This window comes from Herbaspirillum sp. LeCh32-8 (assembly GCF_017814915.1).
Lineage (GTDB): Bacteria > Pseudomonadota > Gammaproteobacteria > Burkholderiales > Burkholderiaceae_D > Herbaspirillum.
In genome coordinates, this window is sequence record NZ_JAGIPZ010000006.1 from 57381 (window position 1) to 73691 (window position 16311).

The window sequence follows — 16311 nt, forward strand, 5'->3', positions numbered from 1 at the left end:
CTGCATCAAGCAAACCAGGCAAGCAAACAGCGCGATGCACATGAATCCAGTTCAACATTTTGGGAGGAAATATCATGAAAAACGTCATCGCCTTTACCGCACTTGCTGCAAGCCTGATCTCCGGCGCTGCTATCGCCGCCAGCACCACCGAACTGAAGGTCACCGGTGTGATCAAGCCGCCTGCGTGCGCGGCGACGATTGCCGGCGGCGGCACCGTGGACTACGGCACCATCCCGGTGACCTCGCTGAACAAGACTAGTCCGACCAAGCTCGCTACCAAGGAAGTGCCGTTTTCGTTTTCCTGCGACGCATCCACCAAAATCGCGCTGAAGTTCACCGACAACAAGGCCTCGACCAAGGTGACCGGTCTTGGCGGCCCGGTTGGCGCTATCTTCGAAACCACCATGATGGGATTGGGCGCCGCCAGCGGCAAGAATATCGGCGCATATCAGGTTACCCTGAAGCAAGGTTCCTTTACTGCTGATGGTGCCGTTGTTGACACGCTCAATAGCCCGGATCAAGGCGCTTCTTGGTACAAGGGCGACCTCGGCACCTTTTACACGGATCGCTGGCTGAGTTGGGGTAAAACTGGCACCACGACTCCCGTCTCAGTGAAAACCGTCAGCGGTACCTTGTCCGTGACTGCCGTGATCGACAAGACCGATAACCTGGTTCTGATCTCGGACGTGCCGCTCGACGGCAGCGGCACGATCGAGGTGGTGTACCTGTAATCCGGCTCAAGCGGAAGTATAAAAAGTCCGGCAGCGCACCGGACCATCAAGCCAAGCCGGGCCACCGAACGGCGATGTCTATCCCGTCAATCTCAGATAGAGGAAATTCGTGAAACAAGTCATCACCCTGGGTACGCTTGCCACGGCGCTGGTTACCGGCACTTCGTTCGCCGCCGCCACCACCGAATTGAAAGTCAGCGGCGTCATCAAGCCGGCTGCCTGTGCGCCAACCATTGCCGGCGGCGGCACGCTGGACTACGGCAACATCCCGACCGCCTTGCTGAAAAAGAAAGAGCCGACCCAGCTTGCGCCCAAGGAAGTGCCGTTTTCGTTCTCCTGCGAGGCGGCGGTCAAGGTCGCGCTGCGGTTCACCGACAATCGCGCCGCCACCAAGGTGAGCGGCCTGGCCAGCGTCCTCGACGCCAACACGTCCGAGAGCACGATGATGGGATCGGGCAACGTCGACGGCAAGAACATCGGCGCCTATGCGGTGGCGCTGAAGCAAGGCTCGTTCACCGCCGACGGCGTCGCCGTCGACACGCTCAATTCGCCCGACCAGGGCAAGACGTGGAAGAAGGGCGTCAAGGGTCACTTCCACACGGACGCCTGGCTGACCTGGGGCGCGACCGGGACAAAAATCCCCGTCGCGGTGAAAACCGTCAGCGGCGTGCTGTCGCTGACGCCGGTGATCGACAAGTCGGACAACCTGCCGCTGTCGTCGGATGTGAAGATCGACGGCAGCGGCACGATCGAGGTGATGTACCTGTAATCACCATGCGGCGACATGAAAAAGCCCGGCATCGCGCCGGGCTTTTTTCTTCCGCGCCGCCATCAGAAATCGGCGGCGTGCTCGTCCAGATAGGCGATGTGCACGGCGCGGCGCGAGCAGGCTTCCCAGCCGGCCACCAGCACCAGCACGGCGGTCGACAAGCCGCTGACCATCAGCAGGTCGGTCAGGAAGGACAGCGGCGCCAGCGCGGCCAGCAACACCAGGCCGGCCACGTGCGAAAGCGGAAAGCGGCGGTAGACGATCTGCTTGTAGACGCCGTTGCCCAGCACGTAGAGCGCCGGGCCCAGGATCAGCACGGCCGCGTGCAGCGCGTCGATGCGCTGGTCGGGATGGGCGATCACCAGTTCATTGCCCACCGCCGATAGGATCACGCCGGCCACGATGACCACATGCACATAGTGGAACCAGGCGCCGATGCGGCCAGGGTCGTCGGACTCGACGATGGCTTCGCTGCCGTCCTTGCTGCTGGTGTCGAAGTACATCCACCACATCGCCACCGCACCGAGGAAGGTGACCACGAAGGCGATCAGCACCGGGGTCTCCCAGTCGTGCGCGTGCGCCAGCGTGGCGCCGGTCATCAGCAGGGTCTCGCCCAGCGCGACGATCACGAACAGCTGGCAGCGCTCGGCCAGATGGCCGCCTTCGATGGTCCAGTCGTCGGTGCGCGAGCGGCCCAGACCGGGCAGCCAGAAGCCGGTCATCGGCGAGACGTATTCGCACGCCACCGCAGCGATCCACAAACCCAGCCGGTACTGCGGCAACAGGCCGCCGGCGAGCCACAGCACCGCCGAGATCGACAGCCAGCCCAGCATGCGGCGGAAGTTGGGCGCCAGCGCGTGGCCGCGCGCCAGGCTGGCCAGCACGATGGCGGTGCGGCCGACCTGGATGGCGGCATAGGTGACGGCGAACACCAGGCCGCGCTCGCCGAAGGCCTGCGGCAACGCCGCCGCCATCACCAGCCCGACCAGCATGATGCCAAACAGCATGGTGCGGATCGGCAACGCTTCCGGATCGAACCAGTTGGTGACCCAGGCGGTGTATTGCCACGCCAGCCAGACCGCGAACCACAGCACCAGGGTCTGGAGCGCGCCCTCGGGCGTCAGCTTCTCCAGCAAATTGTGCGAAAGCTGGGTAACGGCGAAGACGTAGATCAGGTCGAAGAACAGCTCGACGAAGGAGACGCGCGCTTCATGGCCGTCGCGTACGCGCAGCAGCGAAGCGGTCCGGTGATGATGAGCGTGGGCGGAGGGGCGTTGGCTGGCGTTGTTCATGGCGCGATTCCGGCAAAAGCGCCCGGCGCCAAGTAACAGTACGCCGGAGCTTGTTACGAAAGACTGTGGATGAGGTTGCTGCCTGACGAATATCCTCGCACGCGCGGCGGCGTGCGAACAATATCGGCGGCCCGTGTTTGCCGGATTTTTGTCGCAGGATGCGGCAAATCGGCAACGCCGGCGGCGGGCGCGGCGACGGGAAAAAGCGACACAACTGGAAACACAAAATTACAGCGCAAGTTTCGGCCGGCTTCTAGAGTGATTTCATGGTCATGCGAAACAGGGGCTTGATCCCGGCATTGAACCGCAGCAATTCATCCATGAATATCGACCAGCAGGAGCCATCATGAAAACCACAACAACCCGTCTCTCCTTCGCTTTGCTGACCGCGCTGACCGCCGTCGGCGCCACCCTGGCCGCCGCGCCTGCGGCCCAGGCCCAGGTGGTCGGCTCGGTCAATGTGCGCATCGGCACGCCGCCTCCCGCTCCGCGCTACGAAGCAGCCCCGCCGCCGCGTCGCGGTTACGCCTGGGCGCCCGGCTACTGGGCCTGGGACGGCCATCGCCACGTCTGGGTCGGCGGCCATTGGGAACAGGTACGCCGCGGCTATGCGCGCTATGAACCGGCGCATTGGCAGCAAGGCCCGCGCGGCGGCTGGCACTTCGTGCCGGGGCATTGGATGCGTTGAATGAGATGACGCTTGAGTCGTCTGCCTCGCGTTGGTGCGGCGTGGACATGGCCCAGTTCATCGATGACGTTCAGGGCGCTTCGACACCGCCCGTGATGCGCTGCGAACGACGCTGGGTCCCCGCCTGCGCGGGGACGACAGGTAGTGAGTTGCTCGAACCTCAAGAGGTGTCGATTATCTTCTGCGTGTCGTCCCGGCGCAGGCCGGGACCCAGTGTCGTTTAACCGTCGTCGTCCGAGGAAACCTGGCCGGCAGCCCCCTTGACCGCAAAACGCCCCGGATCGATGACGGCCAGCAAGTCGCGCGGCAGCGGCGCCGGCTCACGCTCCAGCGTAGCGGCCAGCAGTTCGGCCATCAGCGGCGCCCAGATCAGGCCGCGTGACGCGTAGCCCAGCAGGCCGTACAGGCCGGGTTGGCGCGCCACGCCTTCCAGCCGCATCGGCGTCGCGGCTGCCGCCGCTTCCATGTCGGGCAATGCGCCCACCAGCGGCAGGCGATCGGGGGCGATGCAGCGAAAGCCCACGCGACCTTGCAGATCGGCATCGGCGGCCTCAGGCATCGCGTAGTGCGCGCCGATCTCCGGCAGCATGTGCTGCAGCCGTTCGAGGTTCTCTGCATGGCTGGCGCTACGCAGCGCGGTGTCGTCGTCGCGGTCGTAGCTGGCGCCCATGCAGATGCGGCCGGCATAGGGCCGGGTCAGGTAACCGTCGCCGCACAGGGCCACCGGCACCTCGGGAAAGCCCTGCGCCGGCAGGTGCGTGACCTGGCCGCGCACGGCGTTCAGCGGCAGCGGCGCGCTCTGCGCCAAACTGCGCGCCTGGGCGCCGGCGGCGAGGATGACCACCGGCGCCTGCGCGATCACCGCGCCCTGCGCGTCCAGGGCCTGCCAGTCCTCACCGATGCGACGCAGCGCGGCGACCGTGCGCTGGAAGTGCGTGACGACCTCGCTCTGTTCGCGCGCCGCCGCCAGCAGGCGTCGGCACACCGAGGGCGGATTGAGCCAGCCGGCCTCGGGAAAGAAATAGCCGCCGCCCATGGTCGGCATGCCCAGCAGCGCCTGAGTGTCCTGCGCGCTCATCCAGCGCGCGTAGCGGGCGGGATAATTCCACTGCGCCGCGCCTTGCTCGAACGACAGCGCCTGCTTGGCGTCACGCCCGAACTGCAGGATGCCGCAGGCCTCGCCGATAATCGCCGTCCCCTCGTGCGTGCCGACGCCGCCCAGCCGTTGCAGGTGGCGCGCAGCGAACAGGAAGGCGGCGCGCGTCAGGCGCGCCAGCGGGCTGTCGTCGCGCGCCAGCGCCGGCATGAACAAGCCGCCGTGGTTGCCCGAGGCGTGGGTGGCGACATCGCTACCGGCGTCGATCAGATCGATGCGCCAGCCGCGTGCGGCCAGGCGCTCGGCGGCAGCGGTGCCGGCCAGGCCGGCGCCGATCACCAGCGCATGGCGCGCATGCGGCGGACGGCGCAACAGCGGCGTATCGGCCGCGGCTACGTGTGACGGCGGACGTCCCCAGGCGGGGGCATAGCGCAGTGCCAGTACATCGTTCAACGCCGGCGCATCCACCACCCTCTCGCCGGCAAACCCGACCTGGCGCATGGCGGCGGCGCTGTCCGCGCCCTGATAGACCAGCGCGCGCGCGCCGGTCCACGCCAGGCGCGCCAGGCGCTTGCAGGCATGCGCGTTCCAGTCGGTGGCGGATGCGTCGAAATCCTGCCGGCGGCCGTGCAGGTAGAACAGATCGGCCGGCACCTCAAGCCGCGCCAGCTCCTCATCGGCGCCGCCGAACACCAGCGTCAGCGTGACGCGACCGTGATCCAGCAACAAGCGGTGCGTGCCCGGCAGCAGCAGTGGCCAGACGGCGCGCAACTGGGCGGCATACTCTTCCAATCCGGGCCAGTCGCCGTGCGCCTGCGCCAACTGTTCCACGGTGCAGGGATGCGGCTGGATCGCCGCATAGTGCAAGCGGCGCGCGCCGCCCTGCCCGGCTTGCCTGGCAAACCGGCGCCAGGTCTGCAGGAAGGCCAGGCCGGCGCCGAAGTGCAGGTCCAGGATCGTTGCGCTCTCCTGCTCGGCCAGGCAGGCCTGCAAGCCGGCGGCAGGCGTGGCCAGCAGCGCCTCCATGAAGGCGGCGTCGCCCGCGGCCGGATCGGCGCGCCAGGCGGCAAGCAATTCTTCGGAGGCGGGACGGATGGGACGAGCGGGCATTGGCTGCAATCAAGGATGGAAAGCGGGAACAAACAAAGCGGAAACGAAGGCCGCCATTCTACGCCCGGCCTCGCTGGCCAACCTTGCGGCTTGACAAAGCTGCGCTGCAGCAATAATCTGCATACAGAACACGAAAAACGACATCCGGGGAACATGCTGCCATGCGGGCGTCTTTGCGATATCGTTTTCCTTGCCCGGCCCCAGAGGCCCTCATCTCTTTTTCGACGGCAGTGCCATGTACAAAATCGATGCCCCGGCGCAGCTGATCGAGCAGGTCTATCACGCCATCTTGGATGCGATCTGCTCGGGCACGCTGGCCCCCAATGAAAAGATCACCCAGGAAGGCCTGGCCGAGCAGCTGGGCGTGTCGCGCCAGCCCATCCTGCAGGCCTTCCAGCTGCTCAAGCGCCAGGGCTTCATCGAGGATGCCGGGCGCAAGGGCGTGATGGTGACGGCGCTGGATCCGCGCAAGCTGATGCAGCTCTACCAGGTGCGCTCGGTGCTGGACGGCCTGGCCGCGCGCGAGACCGCCGAGCGCTGGAAGGGCGACGCCGACCTGCGCGCCGAAGGCGTGCGCGAGGGACGCGCCTTGATCGAGGCCGGCCGCAACACCACCGACATGACCGACCTGTCGGCGCGCATCGTGGCCGACATGAACTTCCACCAGTTCATCTACCGCAGCTGCGGCAACCCCATGGTGGGCGAGACCACCGCCTTGCACTGGCACCACATCCGCCGCGCCATGGGCGCGATCCTGTCTTCCGACGTGCGCTCGCACATCGCGGTGTGGGACGAGCACGAGGCGATCCTGCAAGCCGTCATCGACGGCAAAGCCGCCGTGGCCGACAAGCTGGCTCGCCAGCACGCCGAAAGCGCTGCCGAACACCTGGCGCGGGTGCTGACCGGCGAGGACTACGCCGACAAGAGAAAGCAGGCCTGACTTCGCAAGACCTTCTTGCGCCGGCCTGCCGGCGTGCTTCCCTTTCCGTCACACACCCAGGGCGCAGCATGGCTGCGCGCCGCCATGCTCGCCATCTTCAATATCGTCTTCCCGATCTTCTCGCTGATCTTCCTCGGCTGGATCTGCCGCAAACGCAGCATCCTCTCGGCCGGCGCGGCCAGCGAGCTGAACCGCTTCGTGATCTGGCTGGGCCTGCCGGCGCTGCTGTTCGACTCGATGTCGCGCTTGACGCCGGCCGACTTCGCCAACGTGCGCTTCATCGGCGTGTTCGCCGCCGGCGTGGCGATCGTGTTCCTGCTCACCAGCTGGATCCGCATGCGCCAGAAGGCGGCGGCGCCGGACGTGATCATCGACAGCCTGGGCACCTCCTACGCCAACGTCGGCTTCATCGGCATTCCGCTGTGCTACCTGGCCTTCGGCCATGACGGCCTGCCGCCGTCGGTGATCGCGATGGTGATGACGGCCTGTTTGCTGTTCGCGGTGGCCATCGTGCTGCTGGAGACCTGCATCCACGCCCAGGCCGGCCTGGGCCAGACGATCTCGAAGGTGGGCCGCTCACTGCTGCGCAACCCCATCATGATCGCGCCGGTGGCCGGCATCGCGGTGGCGTTGACGGGCCTGCACATCCCGTCCGGCGTGCAGCAGCTGTTCAAGATTCTGGGCGGCGCCGCCAGCCCCTGCGCGCTGGTGTCGCTGGGACTGTTCCTGGCGCAGCCGGTCAAGCACAGCGAAGACAGCGCGCCGGTGTCGCTGCTGGTGGCCTTCAAGCTGCTGCTGCAGCCGGCCGTCACCGCGGTGCTGGCTTACTGGGTGTTCCCGCTGCCGCGCATGTGGGCCGACAGCGCGGTGCTGCTGGCGGCCATGCCGATCGGCACCGGCCCCTTCATGCTGGCCGAGCTGTACCAGCGCGAGGTGGCCGGCATGTCGCGCGCGATCCTGATCTCGACCACCTTGTCGCTGCCGACCATTGCGCTGATCCTGGCGTGGATCGCGCACCACTGAATCGGAGCGCGCCAAATCAACAGGCCGGAGGGGCAAACCCGTCCGGCCTTTTTTTTAATTGCTTTGGCGGTCCGCCTCAGATCATCACGCGTTCCTGGCGCAGGATCTGTTCGAACTTCTCGGCCGGCACCGGCGGGCTGAACAGGTAGCCCTGGATCTCGTCGCAGCCATAGTGGCGCAGGTAGTCCAGCTGCTCGTCGGTCTCCACGCCCTCGGCGATCACGCGCAGCTTCAGGTGGCGCGCCAGCGAGATGATGGAGGCGGTGATGGCGGCGTCGTCGGCGTCGATGGTGATGTCGCGCACGAAGGAGCGGTCGATCTTGAGCACGTCGATGGGGAAGCGCTTCAGGTAGGCCAGCGACGAATAACCGGTGCCGAAGTCGTCGATGGACAGGCGCACACCCAGTTCCTTCAGGCCGTTCAGGATGCCGATGGCGTGCTCGACGTCGGTCATCATCAGGCTCTCGGTCAGCTCCAGCTCCAGCGAGGCCGGCGGCAAGCCGGTGTCTTCCAGCGCCTCGGCGATCGACGACACCAGGTCCTTCTGCAGGAACTGTCCCACCGACAGGTTGACCGAGACGCTGATGTCGTCATGCCCGGCCAGCTGCCAAGCCCGGCACTGCGTGCAGGCGGTGCGCAGCACCCAGGCGCCGATGGGCAGGATCAGCCCGGTCTCTTCGGCCAGGCCGATGAAGCGCGCCGGCGACACCATGCCCAGCTGCGGATGCTGCCAGCGGATCAGCGCCTCGCTGCCGATCACCTGGCCGCTGGCCAGATCCACCTTGGGCTGGTAGTGCAGCAGGAACTCGCCATTGTCGAGCGCGCTGCGCAGGTCGCCTTCGATGCGCAGGCGTTCCAACGCCTGCTCGTTCATGGCCGGCGTATAGAACTGGAAGTTGTTGCGGCCGGTCTGCTTGCCGCGGTACATGGCGATGTCGGCGTGCTTGATCAGCGTCTCGCCGTCGGTGCCGTCGGCCGGGTAGCAGGCCACGCCGATGCTGCAGGTCATGAACAGGGTGTGACCGCCCAGCGTGATGGGCGCGGCCACTGCGTCCATGATGCGCTGCAGGCTGCGGGTGTCGAGCGTGAGCTCGTCCTGCTCGGGCAGGATCATGATGAATTCGTCGCCGCCCAGGCGCGCCACGGTGTCGGCCTCGCGCACCGCCGCGCGCAGGCGGCCGGCCACGGTGCGCAGCAGCGTGTCGCCGGCCTTGTGACCCAGCGTGTCGTTGACGAACTTGAAGCGGTCCAGGTCGACGAAGACCAGCCACAACGCCTGCTTCTGGCGCTCGGCCACGCCGATGGCCTGCTCCAGATGATGGCGCAGCATGTGGCGGTTGATCAGGCCTGTCAGGGTGTCGCGGCTGGCCTGGAACTCCAGCTCGGCCTCGTAACGCTTCATCGAGGTGATGTCGTACAGCGCTGCCACGAAGTGGGTCACGGCGCCGTTCTCATCCTTCACCGGCGCGATGTAGAAGTCGTTCCACAGCTCCGAGCCGTCCTTGTGATAGTTGCGCAGTACGACGTTGTGCTCGCGCTGCTCGCGCATGGCGATCCACACGGTTTCGAAACCTTCCGGGTCGCTGTCGCGCCCCTCCAGGAAACGGATGCTCTTGCCCACCGTCTCGGCCTGGCTGTAGCCGGTGATGCGGCCGAAGGCGGGGTTGGCGTATTCGATGGCATAGTCGGGCGCCTGCGCCGACAGGATCAGGATCGCATTGGCGCTGGCCTCGATGGCCTGGTGGCGCAGCAGCAGCGCGCTCTCGGCCGTGCGGCGCGCCTTGATGTCGTCCGACAGCAGCGCGTTGGTGTGACGCAGCTCGGCGGTCTTGTCTTCCACCAGCTGCTGCACGCGGTGCGAGCGCATCGACAGCGCGCGCATGTAGGCGGCCCCCAGCAGCGAGGCGATCACGCCGGCCAGCAAGATCAGCAGCGAGCCGTAATGATCCACGAATACCGAGCGCGGCGGCATGCTGATCTCCACATGCCAGGTCTGGCCGGCGATGTCGAAGCTGCTCATGGTCGCCGAAGGTTGGCTGAACAGCCGGCCCAGCGCCAGCAGCGAATCCGCCCAGCTGCCTTGCCGCGCCACGCTGTCGTGGCGGAACACCAGGGTGGTGTCGTCGGCCTTGGGACCGATGAAGATGCGCAGGCCGATCTCGCTGTCTTCCATCAGGCCGGCGCCGTCGAGGATCTTCTTGACCAGCTCGGTGGCTTGCAGCACGGCCGAGGTGTCGCCCAGCAAGGCCGCGCGGCGCGCCTCGGCGCCGTTGGGCTGGACGCCGCCGCGATAGACCGGTTGCAGCACCAGCAGGCCGCGCTGGTCGGAGCCGCTTTGCGCCAGCCGTATCGGCAGCGTGGAAGCTGGACGGCCGGTGGCCAGCGCCGCCTCCAGCGTCTGCATGACTACCGGATTGCCGCTTAGGTCCAGCCCCAGCGCCGACTCATTGGTAGCCACCGGCTCGACATAGTCGACCACCAGATAGGACGTGCGTTGCGGCGCACGCTCCGGCTTACCGTCGACCAGCGTGGTGATCTGGAAACCGGGCACCGCTCCCTGGCGCAGGGCCTCGAACACCAGGCGGTCCTGGTCGGAGACGAAGCGCTGCATGCCGAAGGCGCGCACATAGGGGTAGCGCTCCAGCAGCGGGCGGGTGAAGGCGCGGAACTGCTCGCGCGAGGGGTCGCCCACGGTGGCGTGAAAATGATTAATGACCGACAACACCTGGACCGCCTCTTCCAGGCCGCGCTGGATGGTGTAGGCGCGCAGGGACGCCCGGCGCTCGAAGTCCAGTTTGACTGCATCATCTTCCAGGTGACTCGTGGCGACGAAAACCGCCGAGGTTGCGCACAGGCCCAACACCAGCGTGAGCGATGCCGACAACGTTGCCCCCAGCTTGTTAATCACACGCTGCATAAATGAATCGCTATCTGATATGACACCGATAATAAGCTGCTACACCCCACTTTATCGAACGAGTTCGATTTATTTTTAGTCAACAAGCAACAAAAAAGGCAGCCTCAAGCTGCCTTTTCATGCCTTATCGGCAATCTTCTTGCCGCACAGCATCTGGTCTCACCAGTTCAATAACGGTAGGGCGACGATTGCTGCTTTTCACGCGCTTCGCGTTCGATCGCCTGGGTTTGCATGAAGGCGTCGAAGGAGCGTTCGATGGTGGCGCGCTCGATGTCGCGGGTGATGAAGACGATGCGGCTGCGGCGATCCTCGGAGGGCCATTCGGGCAGCGTCACGGTCGGGTGGAAGATGTGCTGCACGCCGTGGATCACGGTCGGCTTGTCCTCGCCCTTGAGGTTCAGGATGCCCTTGATGCGCAGGATGTTGGGGCCCTTGAAGCCCACCAGCAGGCTCAGCCATTCATCAAACAGCACCGGGTCGATCGGCTCATCGAAGCTGAAGCAGAAGGCGCGGATGTGGTCGTCATGGCGGTTGACGTCGTGCGCGTGGTCATCATGGTGATGGTGGTGGCCGTGATGATCATGACCATGATGGTGGCCGTGGTCGTGCCCATGGTGATGGTGCGCGTGCGCCTCTTTCTCGGGGAAGGCTTCTTCGTTCAGCCAACGCGCCACGTCGGGCATTTTCTCGCCCGGCTTGAACAAACCCGCATCCAGCAGCTCGGCCGGCGAAATCTTGCCGTGTGCTGGCTGCAGCTGGCGCGCGCTCGGATTGAGCGTACGCAGGCGCTGCTGCAGCGCCTCGATGCCGGCGGCGTCGGCCAGGTCGGTCTTGGTCAGCAGCAGGCGGTCCGCCACCGCGGCCTGCTGTACGGCTTCAACATGGTTGTCCAGCGTGGACATGCCGTTGACCGCATCGACCGTGACGATCACGCCATCCAGGCGATAGCGCTCGGCGATGAAAGCGTCGGTCATCAGGGTATGCAGGATGGGCACCGGCGAGGCCAGGCCAGTGGTCTCGATCACTACCCGATTGAACTTGCGCTGGCCGCCTTCGGCAAAGCGCCAGATGATGTCCTTCAACGTCTTCTTGAGGTCGCCGCGGATGGTGCAGCACAGGCAGCCGCTGCTCATCTCGACGATGGTGTCTTCCTGGCTGTGCGCCACCAGCAGGTGATCCAGGCCGATCTCGCCGAACTCGTTGATGATGACCAGCGTGTCCTTCATCTCGGGCTGGGCGATCAGGTAGTTGAGCAAGGTGGTCTTGCCGCTGCCGAGAAAGCCGGTCAGCAGGGAAACGGGGATCGGCGCGGCGGCCGCCGGTGTGGATGCAGGTGCGGATGAGTTCATGATGGACAAATTCAGTGAGGGATGTAGCGCGTGAAGCTTCATGCTACCGCATGCGTCAAGCGGGGGCGTGAAGCGAGGCCGGATACAGGCCGACGCGCAAAAAACGGACCGCGCGGGTCCGTCCTGGGATCAGTTCATTCGTTGTCGTGCGCGTCCAGCGGCACCTTGGCCGGCGACTCGTCGGCCTTGCCCACGCCCGGCAGCAGATGGCCCAGCTTGCGCGCCTTGGTGCCGAGGTAGCCGATGTTGAACGGATTGTGGTTGGCGATCAGCGGGATGCGCTCGGCCACCGGGATGCCGTTGTCTTCCAGCGCCTTCACCTTGCGCGGGTTGTTGGTCATCAGGCGCAGGCCGGTGATCTTCAGGTGCGCCAGCATCGGCAGCACGATAGTGTAGCGGCGCATGTCGGCCGGGAAGCCCAGGCGTTCATTGGCTTCTACGGTGTCGGCGCCCTGGTCCTGCAGATGGTAGGCGCGGATCTTGTTCAACAGACCGATGCCGCGGCCTTCCTGGCGCAGGTAGAACAGCACGCCGCGGCCTTCCTTGGCGATCTTCTTCAGCGCCGCTTCCAGCTGGGCGCCGCAGTCGCAGCGCTGGGAGAACAGCGCGTCGCCGGTCAGGCATTCCGAATGCACGCGACCCAGCACGGGCTGGCCGTCGCCGACGTCGCCCAGCGTCAGGGCCAGGTGTTCCTTACCGGAAATTTCATCGTAAAAGGCATGTAGCTCGAAGGTCGCCCAGGGCATGGGCAACTTGCACGAGCTGATGAATTCGAGTTTTTCTTCCGGCGCGGCGCCGGGCTGGATCGGTGACGACATGACAACCTGCTTTCAATACAGATGCGGTGAACCGCGTATCTTACCTTGCGGCCGGGTTTATTTCAGAACCTGCAGATGATGGCGATCATGCACTTTGCAAGCCCGCGCCGGGCCCGGCGAGCCGCTCCAGAAACGACTCAGCCCCGCCATGGGCGGGGCTGAGCGGCTGATTCAGTGCAAAACCGGATTACACCAGTCCATGCGCCTGCTGGTCGGCGTGGTAGCTGGAACGCACCATGGCGCCCACGGCGGCGTGCACGAAGCCCATCTTGTAGGCCTCTTCCTCGTACATCTTGAAGGTGTCGGGGTGCACGTAGCGGCGCACCGGCAGGTGGTCGCCGCTGGGCATCAGGTACTGGCCGATGGTGAGCATGTCGACGTTGTGGGCGCGCATGTCGCGCATGACTTGCAGCACTTCCTCGTCGGTCTCGCCCAGGCCGACCATGATGCCGGACTTGGTCGGGGTCTCCGGATGCAGTTCCTTGAAGCGCTTCAGCAGGTTCAGCGAGTACTCGTAGTCCGAACCCGGGCGGGCTTCCTTGTACAGGCGCGGCGCGGTTTCCAGGTTGTGGTTCATCACGTCCGGCGGAGCCATCTTCAGGATTTCCAGCGCGCGGTCCATGCGGCCGCGGAAGTCCGGGGTCAGGATCTCGATGCGGGTCTCGGGCGAGAGCTCGCGCACGCGGCGGATGCACTCGGCGAAGTGGGCGGCGCCGCCGTCGCGCAGATCGTCGCGGTCGACGCTGGTGATGACCACGTAGGACAGCTTCAGCTGGGCGATGGTCTTGGCCAGGTTTTCCGGCTCATTGACGTCCAGCGGATCGGGACGGCCGTGGCCGACGTCGCAGAACGGGCAACGGCGGGTGCACTTGTCGCCCATGATCATGAAGGTCGCGGTGCCCTTGCCGAAGCATTCGCCGATGTTGGGGCAGGAGGCTTCCTCGCACACCGTCACCAGGTTGTTGGCGCGCAGGATGTCCTTGATCTCGTAGAAGCGGGTGGTCGGCGAGCCGGCCTTGACGCGGATCCAGTCCGGCTTCTTCAGCTTCTCGGCGGCGACGATCTTGATGGGGATCCAGGCGGTCTTGCCGGCGCCCTTCTGCTTGTCCAGCGGATTGACGCGGGCGGCATTGCCGGCGGCGTTGCTGGAGGAATCTGCTGCTGGAGTGATATCGGTAGTCATGTCGGTATTTCCGGCCCCGGCGCTATGCCTGCGGGCTCAAGCCATGCCCGCGAAGCGGGCGATCAGTTTCTCGGCAAGCAAGGCCTGGACATCGGCCAGGCGGGCGTCGCGGGCCCCCAGGGTCTTCATGTCGACGGTGGCCAGACCTTCGTAGCCGCAGGGATTGATCCCCGAAAACGGCGTCAGGTCCATGTCGACGTTGAGCGACACCCCATGGTAAGTGCACCCGTTGCCGCGGATTTTCAAGCCCAGCGCGGCTACCTTGGCGCCCTGCCACGGCCCGTCGGCGGCATAAATGCCCGGCGCGCCCTGCTTGCGTTCACCGGCGAGATTATACGCCGCCAGCACGTCGATCACCGCCTGCTCGATGTTGTGCACGAATTCGCGCGCGAACAGGCGCGCCCCGCTGCGGTGGCGGCGCAGGTCCATCAGCAGGTAGATCACCACCTGGCCGGGGCCGTGGAAGGTGACTTCGCCGCCGCGGTCGGTCTGCACCACGGGAATGTCATGGGGATTGAGGACGTGGCTGCGATCGGCGCCCAGGCCCAGGGTGTAGACCGGCGGGTGTTCGACGATCCACAGCTGGTCGGGCGTCTCGGCGGTGCGCGCGTCGGTGTAGGCGCGCATGGCGGCGAAGCTGGCCTCGTAGGGCTCGACGCCGCGCTGCACGATCTGGGGCAGGCCCGGGCCGGGCAGCACGGCAGCCGTGGCTGGCGCGGCCTGCTCGCTGGCGATGTGTGTTGCTGTCTGCATGCCCGCCAGTGTAGCGAAGTTCGGCGCCGGCCGTGGCCGGGCAAGCGGTTTGGCGGCAAAAACTTGTCATGGCGCAAATGTTCGGGCCGCCTGTGCGTGCGGCCTGTGGCCGATTGGCATCAGAAATTGTCCTCAGAACCAGCGGATCAGGCCGCGCGGCAGCAGGCGGGTGATGCGCACCGCGCCGTCGGCGCCCGTCCTGGAACAGCCATCGGCCGGCGCCGGGCGCAACGGCCGCAACAACCGCAGCAAGCGGTGCGCCAGGCGCGAACACAAGCCCGGCAGCGGCAACACCTCGAACTCGGCATCGCCCTTGACGGCCTCGAACACCGCCAGCCCGCGCCCGTGGAAATCGAAATCGCGGCCCGGGCTCAGCCAGACGTCGGCGCCGCCCTCCTCCACCGTCAGCCACACCAGGCCGGTGCGCACCCGCACGCGCACCGGTGATTGCAGCCGCAGGGCGTGGGTGGCGCCCTCCTGCAGGCTGAGCGAGCCTGGTTCGCTTGATAATGGAATTTGCATGGCGCGTCCTTTCGCTGTTGCTCCGGGCAAGCCGCTCCCCTGCCGCCATGCCCTGTGGGCGCGACTCTCAAGGGAGAGTGACCGGATTTGTCTGGATTGGACTTCATTGTAGGCAGCGCCACGCCTGCCACAAAACGATATATATTCGGCTTCTTTGCGAATGGAATTCACAAGGAGCGCCATGGCCGACCTCAGGAAACTGCCCAACCTCGCCGCCCTGCGCGCCTTTGACGCCGCCGCGCGCTACGAATGCTTCTCGCGCGCGGCCGAGGAGATCCACGTCACCCCCGGCGCCATCAGCCACCAGGTGCGCGCGCTGGAGGAGGAGCTGGGCCTGCAGCTGTTCATCCGACACGGCAAGCGCATCTCGGTGACCGAGACCGGCCAGCGCTTCGCCGCCACCATCCGCAAGTCGCTCTCCGAGATCGCGCTGGCCGCCGAGCACCTGCGCAGCTTGAACCGCCAGCAACGGCTGGTGATTTCCTCCACGCCCTCCTTCGCCTCGCGCTGGCTGGCGCCGCGCCTGTGGAAGTTCATCGACGCTCATCCCGACGTCGAGGTGGTGCTGCAATCCGGCAGTCACCTGTCGGATCTGCGGCTGGACGGCGTCGACGTCGGCCTGCGCTTCGGGCGCGGGCACTACAGCGGCGTGGTGACGGAGAAACTGACGGACGACTACTACTATCCCGTGGCCGCGCCCGCTTATCGCAGCAAGCGCGGCAAGAAACCTGCCAAGCCCGCCGACCTCGCGCACTGCACGCTGCTGCGCATGGACCAGCGCGAGACTTGGCAGCCTTGGCTGAAGCTGGCCGGGCTGGAACTGGCCGAGCCCAGCGGCGGCCTGGTGATCGAAGATTCCTCGCTGACCCTGCGCCAGGCTGCCGACGGCGGCGGCGTGGCGCTGTCGCGGCACATCATCGCCTCGCAGGAGATCGCCGCCGGCGAGCTGGTGCGCCTGTTCGACGTGGCGCTGAAGGCCGACGAGGCCTACTACTTCGTGCACCTGCCCGAGGGAGCGGAAAAGCCGGCCGTGGCCGCGTTCAGGAAGTGGATCTTCAAGGAGATGAAGGCGTTTCGCGAGCAGTCCGGCTGGCCCGGCTGAGTCCGCTGCGAGCAGGGC

The 16311-nt window shown here is 66.0% G+C and carries 14 protein-coding genes; 6 read left to right on the forward strand and 8 right to left on the reverse strand.

Annotated features, from left to right (window positions below; translation table 11 throughout):
- Positions 1-74 precede the first annotated feature (74 nt).
- Both J8I26_RS12505 and J8I26_RS12510 read left to right on the forward strand, forming a co-directional pair.
- A complete protein-coding gene (locus J8I26_RS12505; protein ID WP_209607441.1) occupies positions 75-731 on the forward strand; it encodes a DUF1120 domain-containing protein in 657 nt (218 codons plus the stop codon).
- Positions 732-840: 109 nt separating this feature from the next.
- On the forward strand, positions 841-1500 hold the full coding sequence (locus tag J8I26_RS12510) for a DUF1120 domain-containing protein (RefSeq protein ID WP_209607442.1): 660 nt from the start codon (positions 841-843) through the stop codon (positions 1498-1500).
- Between the two features lie 62 nt (positions 1501-1562).
- On the opposite strand, the gene J8I26_RS12515 is transcribed toward J8I26_RS12510, so the two are convergent.
- Complete coding sequence (locus J8I26_RS12515) at positions 1563-2792, reverse strand: low temperature requirement protein A (protein ID WP_209607443.1); 1230 nt, start codon at positions 2790-2792, stop codon at positions 1563-1565.
- A gap of 346 nt (positions 2793-3138) precedes the next feature.
- Between J8I26_RS12515 and J8I26_RS12520 the strand changes: the two genes are divergently transcribed.
- Positions 3139-3480 (forward strand): YXWGXW repeat-containing protein, encoded by a 342-nt coding sequence (locus J8I26_RS12520; protein ID WP_209607444.1) that lies wholly within the window; start codon positions 3139-3141, stop codon positions 3478-3480.
- A 220-nt stretch (positions 3481-3700) separates the two neighbouring features.
- Here the strand turns inward: J8I26_RS12520 and mnmC are convergent, their stop codons facing one another.
- Complete coding sequence (gene mnmC / locus J8I26_RS12525; protein ID WP_209607445.1) at positions 3701-5686, reverse strand: FAD-dependent 5-carboxymethylaminomethyl-2-thiouridine(34) oxidoreductase MnmC; 1986 nt, start codon at positions 5684-5686, stop codon at positions 3701-3703.
- A 235-nt stretch (positions 5687-5921) separates the two neighbouring features.
- Between mnmC and J8I26_RS12530 the strand changes: the two genes are divergently transcribed.
- Together J8I26_RS12530 and J8I26_RS12535 are read left to right on the forward strand one after the other, a co-directional pair.
- Positions 5922-6626 (forward strand): GntR family transcriptional regulator, encoded by a 705-nt coding sequence (locus J8I26_RS12530; RefSeq protein WP_209607446.1) that lies wholly within the window; start codon positions 5922-5924, stop codon positions 6624-6626.
- A gap of 84 nt (positions 6627-6710) precedes the next feature.
- Entirely contained in the window at positions 6711-7649 is a 939-nt protein-coding gene (locus tag J8I26_RS12535; RefSeq protein ID WP_209607447.1) for an AEC family transporter, read from the forward strand.
- Positions 7650-7725: 76 nt separating this feature from the next.
- Here the strand turns inward: J8I26_RS12535 and J8I26_RS12540 are convergent, their stop codons facing one another.
- The 6 genes from J8I26_RS12540 to J8I26_RS12565 all read right to left on the reverse strand — a co-directional run bounded on the left by J8I26_RS12540 (position 7726) and on the right by J8I26_RS12565 (position 15191).
- A complete protein-coding gene (locus J8I26_RS12540) occupies positions 7726-10566 on the reverse strand; it encodes an EAL domain-containing protein (protein WP_209607448.1) in 2841 nt (946 codons plus the stop codon).
- A gap of 167 nt (positions 10567-10733) precedes the next feature.
- Positions 10734-11915, reverse strand: a complete 1182-nt coding sequence (locus J8I26_RS12545; RefSeq protein ID WP_209607449.1) for a GTP-binding protein — start codon at positions 11913-11915, stop codon at positions 10734-10736.
- Between the two features lie 134 nt (positions 11916-12049).
- Positions 12050-12733, reverse strand: a complete 684-nt coding sequence (gene ribA / locus J8I26_RS12550) for a GTP cyclohydrolase II (RefSeq protein WP_209607450.1) — start codon at positions 12731-12733, stop codon at positions 12050-12052.
- Between the two features lie 187 nt (positions 12734-12920).
- The gene (lipA, locus tag J8I26_RS12555; RefSeq protein ID WP_209607451.1) at positions 12921-13916 is read right to left on the reverse strand and encodes a lipoyl synthase; all 996 of its coding nucleotides are present in this window, start codon (positions 13914-13916) and stop codon (positions 12921-12923) included.
- Positions 13917-13952: 36 nt separating this feature from the next.
- Positions 13953-14669 (reverse strand): lipoyl(octanoyl) transferase LipB, encoded by a 717-nt coding sequence (lipB, locus tag J8I26_RS12560; RefSeq protein WP_209607452.1) that lies wholly within the window; start codon positions 14667-14669, stop codon positions 13953-13955.
- Between the two features lie 132 nt (positions 14670-14801).
- Positions 14802-15191: a DUF2917 domain-containing protein gene (locus tag J8I26_RS12565; RefSeq protein ID WP_209607453.1), complete on the reverse strand. Its 390-nt coding sequence runs from the start codon at positions 15189-15191 to the stop codon at positions 14802-14804.
- A 181-nt stretch (positions 15192-15372) separates the two neighbouring features.
- Between J8I26_RS12565 and gcvA the strand changes: the two genes are divergently transcribed.
- Entirely contained in the window at positions 15373-16293 is a 921-nt protein-coding gene (gcvA, locus tag J8I26_RS12570; protein ID WP_209607454.1) for a transcriptional regulator GcvA, read from the forward strand.
- Positions 16294-16311: the final 18 nt, after the last annotated feature.

Coding starts and splice junctions, on each gene's coding strand:
- ribA (WP_209607450.1), bottom strand. CDS start 12,733: ATGTCGTCACCGATCCAGCCCGGCGCCGCGCCGGAAGAAAAACTCGAA.
- J8I26_RS12540 (WP_209607448.1), bottom strand. CDS start 10,566: ATGCAGCGTGTGATTAACAAGCTGGGGGCAACGTTGTCGGCATCGCTC.
- lipB (WP_209607452.1), bottom strand. CDS start 14,669: ATGCAGACAGCAACACACATCGCCAGCGAGCAGGCCGCGCCAGCCACG.
- J8I26_RS12505 (WP_209607441.1), top strand. CDS start 75: ATGAAAAACGTCATCGCCTTTACCGCACTTGCTGCAAGCCTGATCTCC.
- J8I26_RS12535 (WP_209607447.1), top strand. CDS start 6,711: ATGCTCGCCATCTTCAATATCGTCTTCCCGATCTTCTCGCTGATCTTC.
- lipA (WP_209607451.1), bottom strand. CDS start 13,916: ATGACTACCGATATCACTCCAGCAGCAGATTCCTCCAGCAACGCCGCC.
- J8I26_RS12520 (WP_209607444.1), top strand. CDS start 3,139: ATGAAAACCACAACAACCCGTCTCTCCTTCGCTTTGCTGACCGCGCTG.
- mnmC (WP_209607445.1), bottom strand. CDS start 5,686: ATGCCCGCTCGTCCCATCCGTCCCGCCTCCGAAGAATTGCTTGCCGCC.
- J8I26_RS12515 (WP_209607443.1), bottom strand. CDS start 2,792: ATGAACAACGCCAGCCAACGCCCCTCCGCCCACGCTCATCATCACCGG.
- J8I26_RS12545 (WP_209607449.1), bottom strand. CDS start 11,915: ATGAACTCATCCGCACCTGCATCCACACCGGCGGCCGCCGCGCCGATC.
- J8I26_RS12530 (WP_209607446.1), top strand. CDS start 5,922: ATGTACAAAATCGATGCCCCGGCGCAGCTGATCGAGCAGGTCTATCAC.
- gcvA (WP_209607454.1), top strand. CDS start 15,373: ATGGCCGACCTCAGGAAACTGCCCAACCTCGCCGCCCTGCGCGCCTTT.
- J8I26_RS12565 (WP_209607453.1), bottom strand. CDS start 15,191: ATGCAAATTCCATTATCAAGCGAACCAGGCTCGCTCAGCCTGCAGGAG.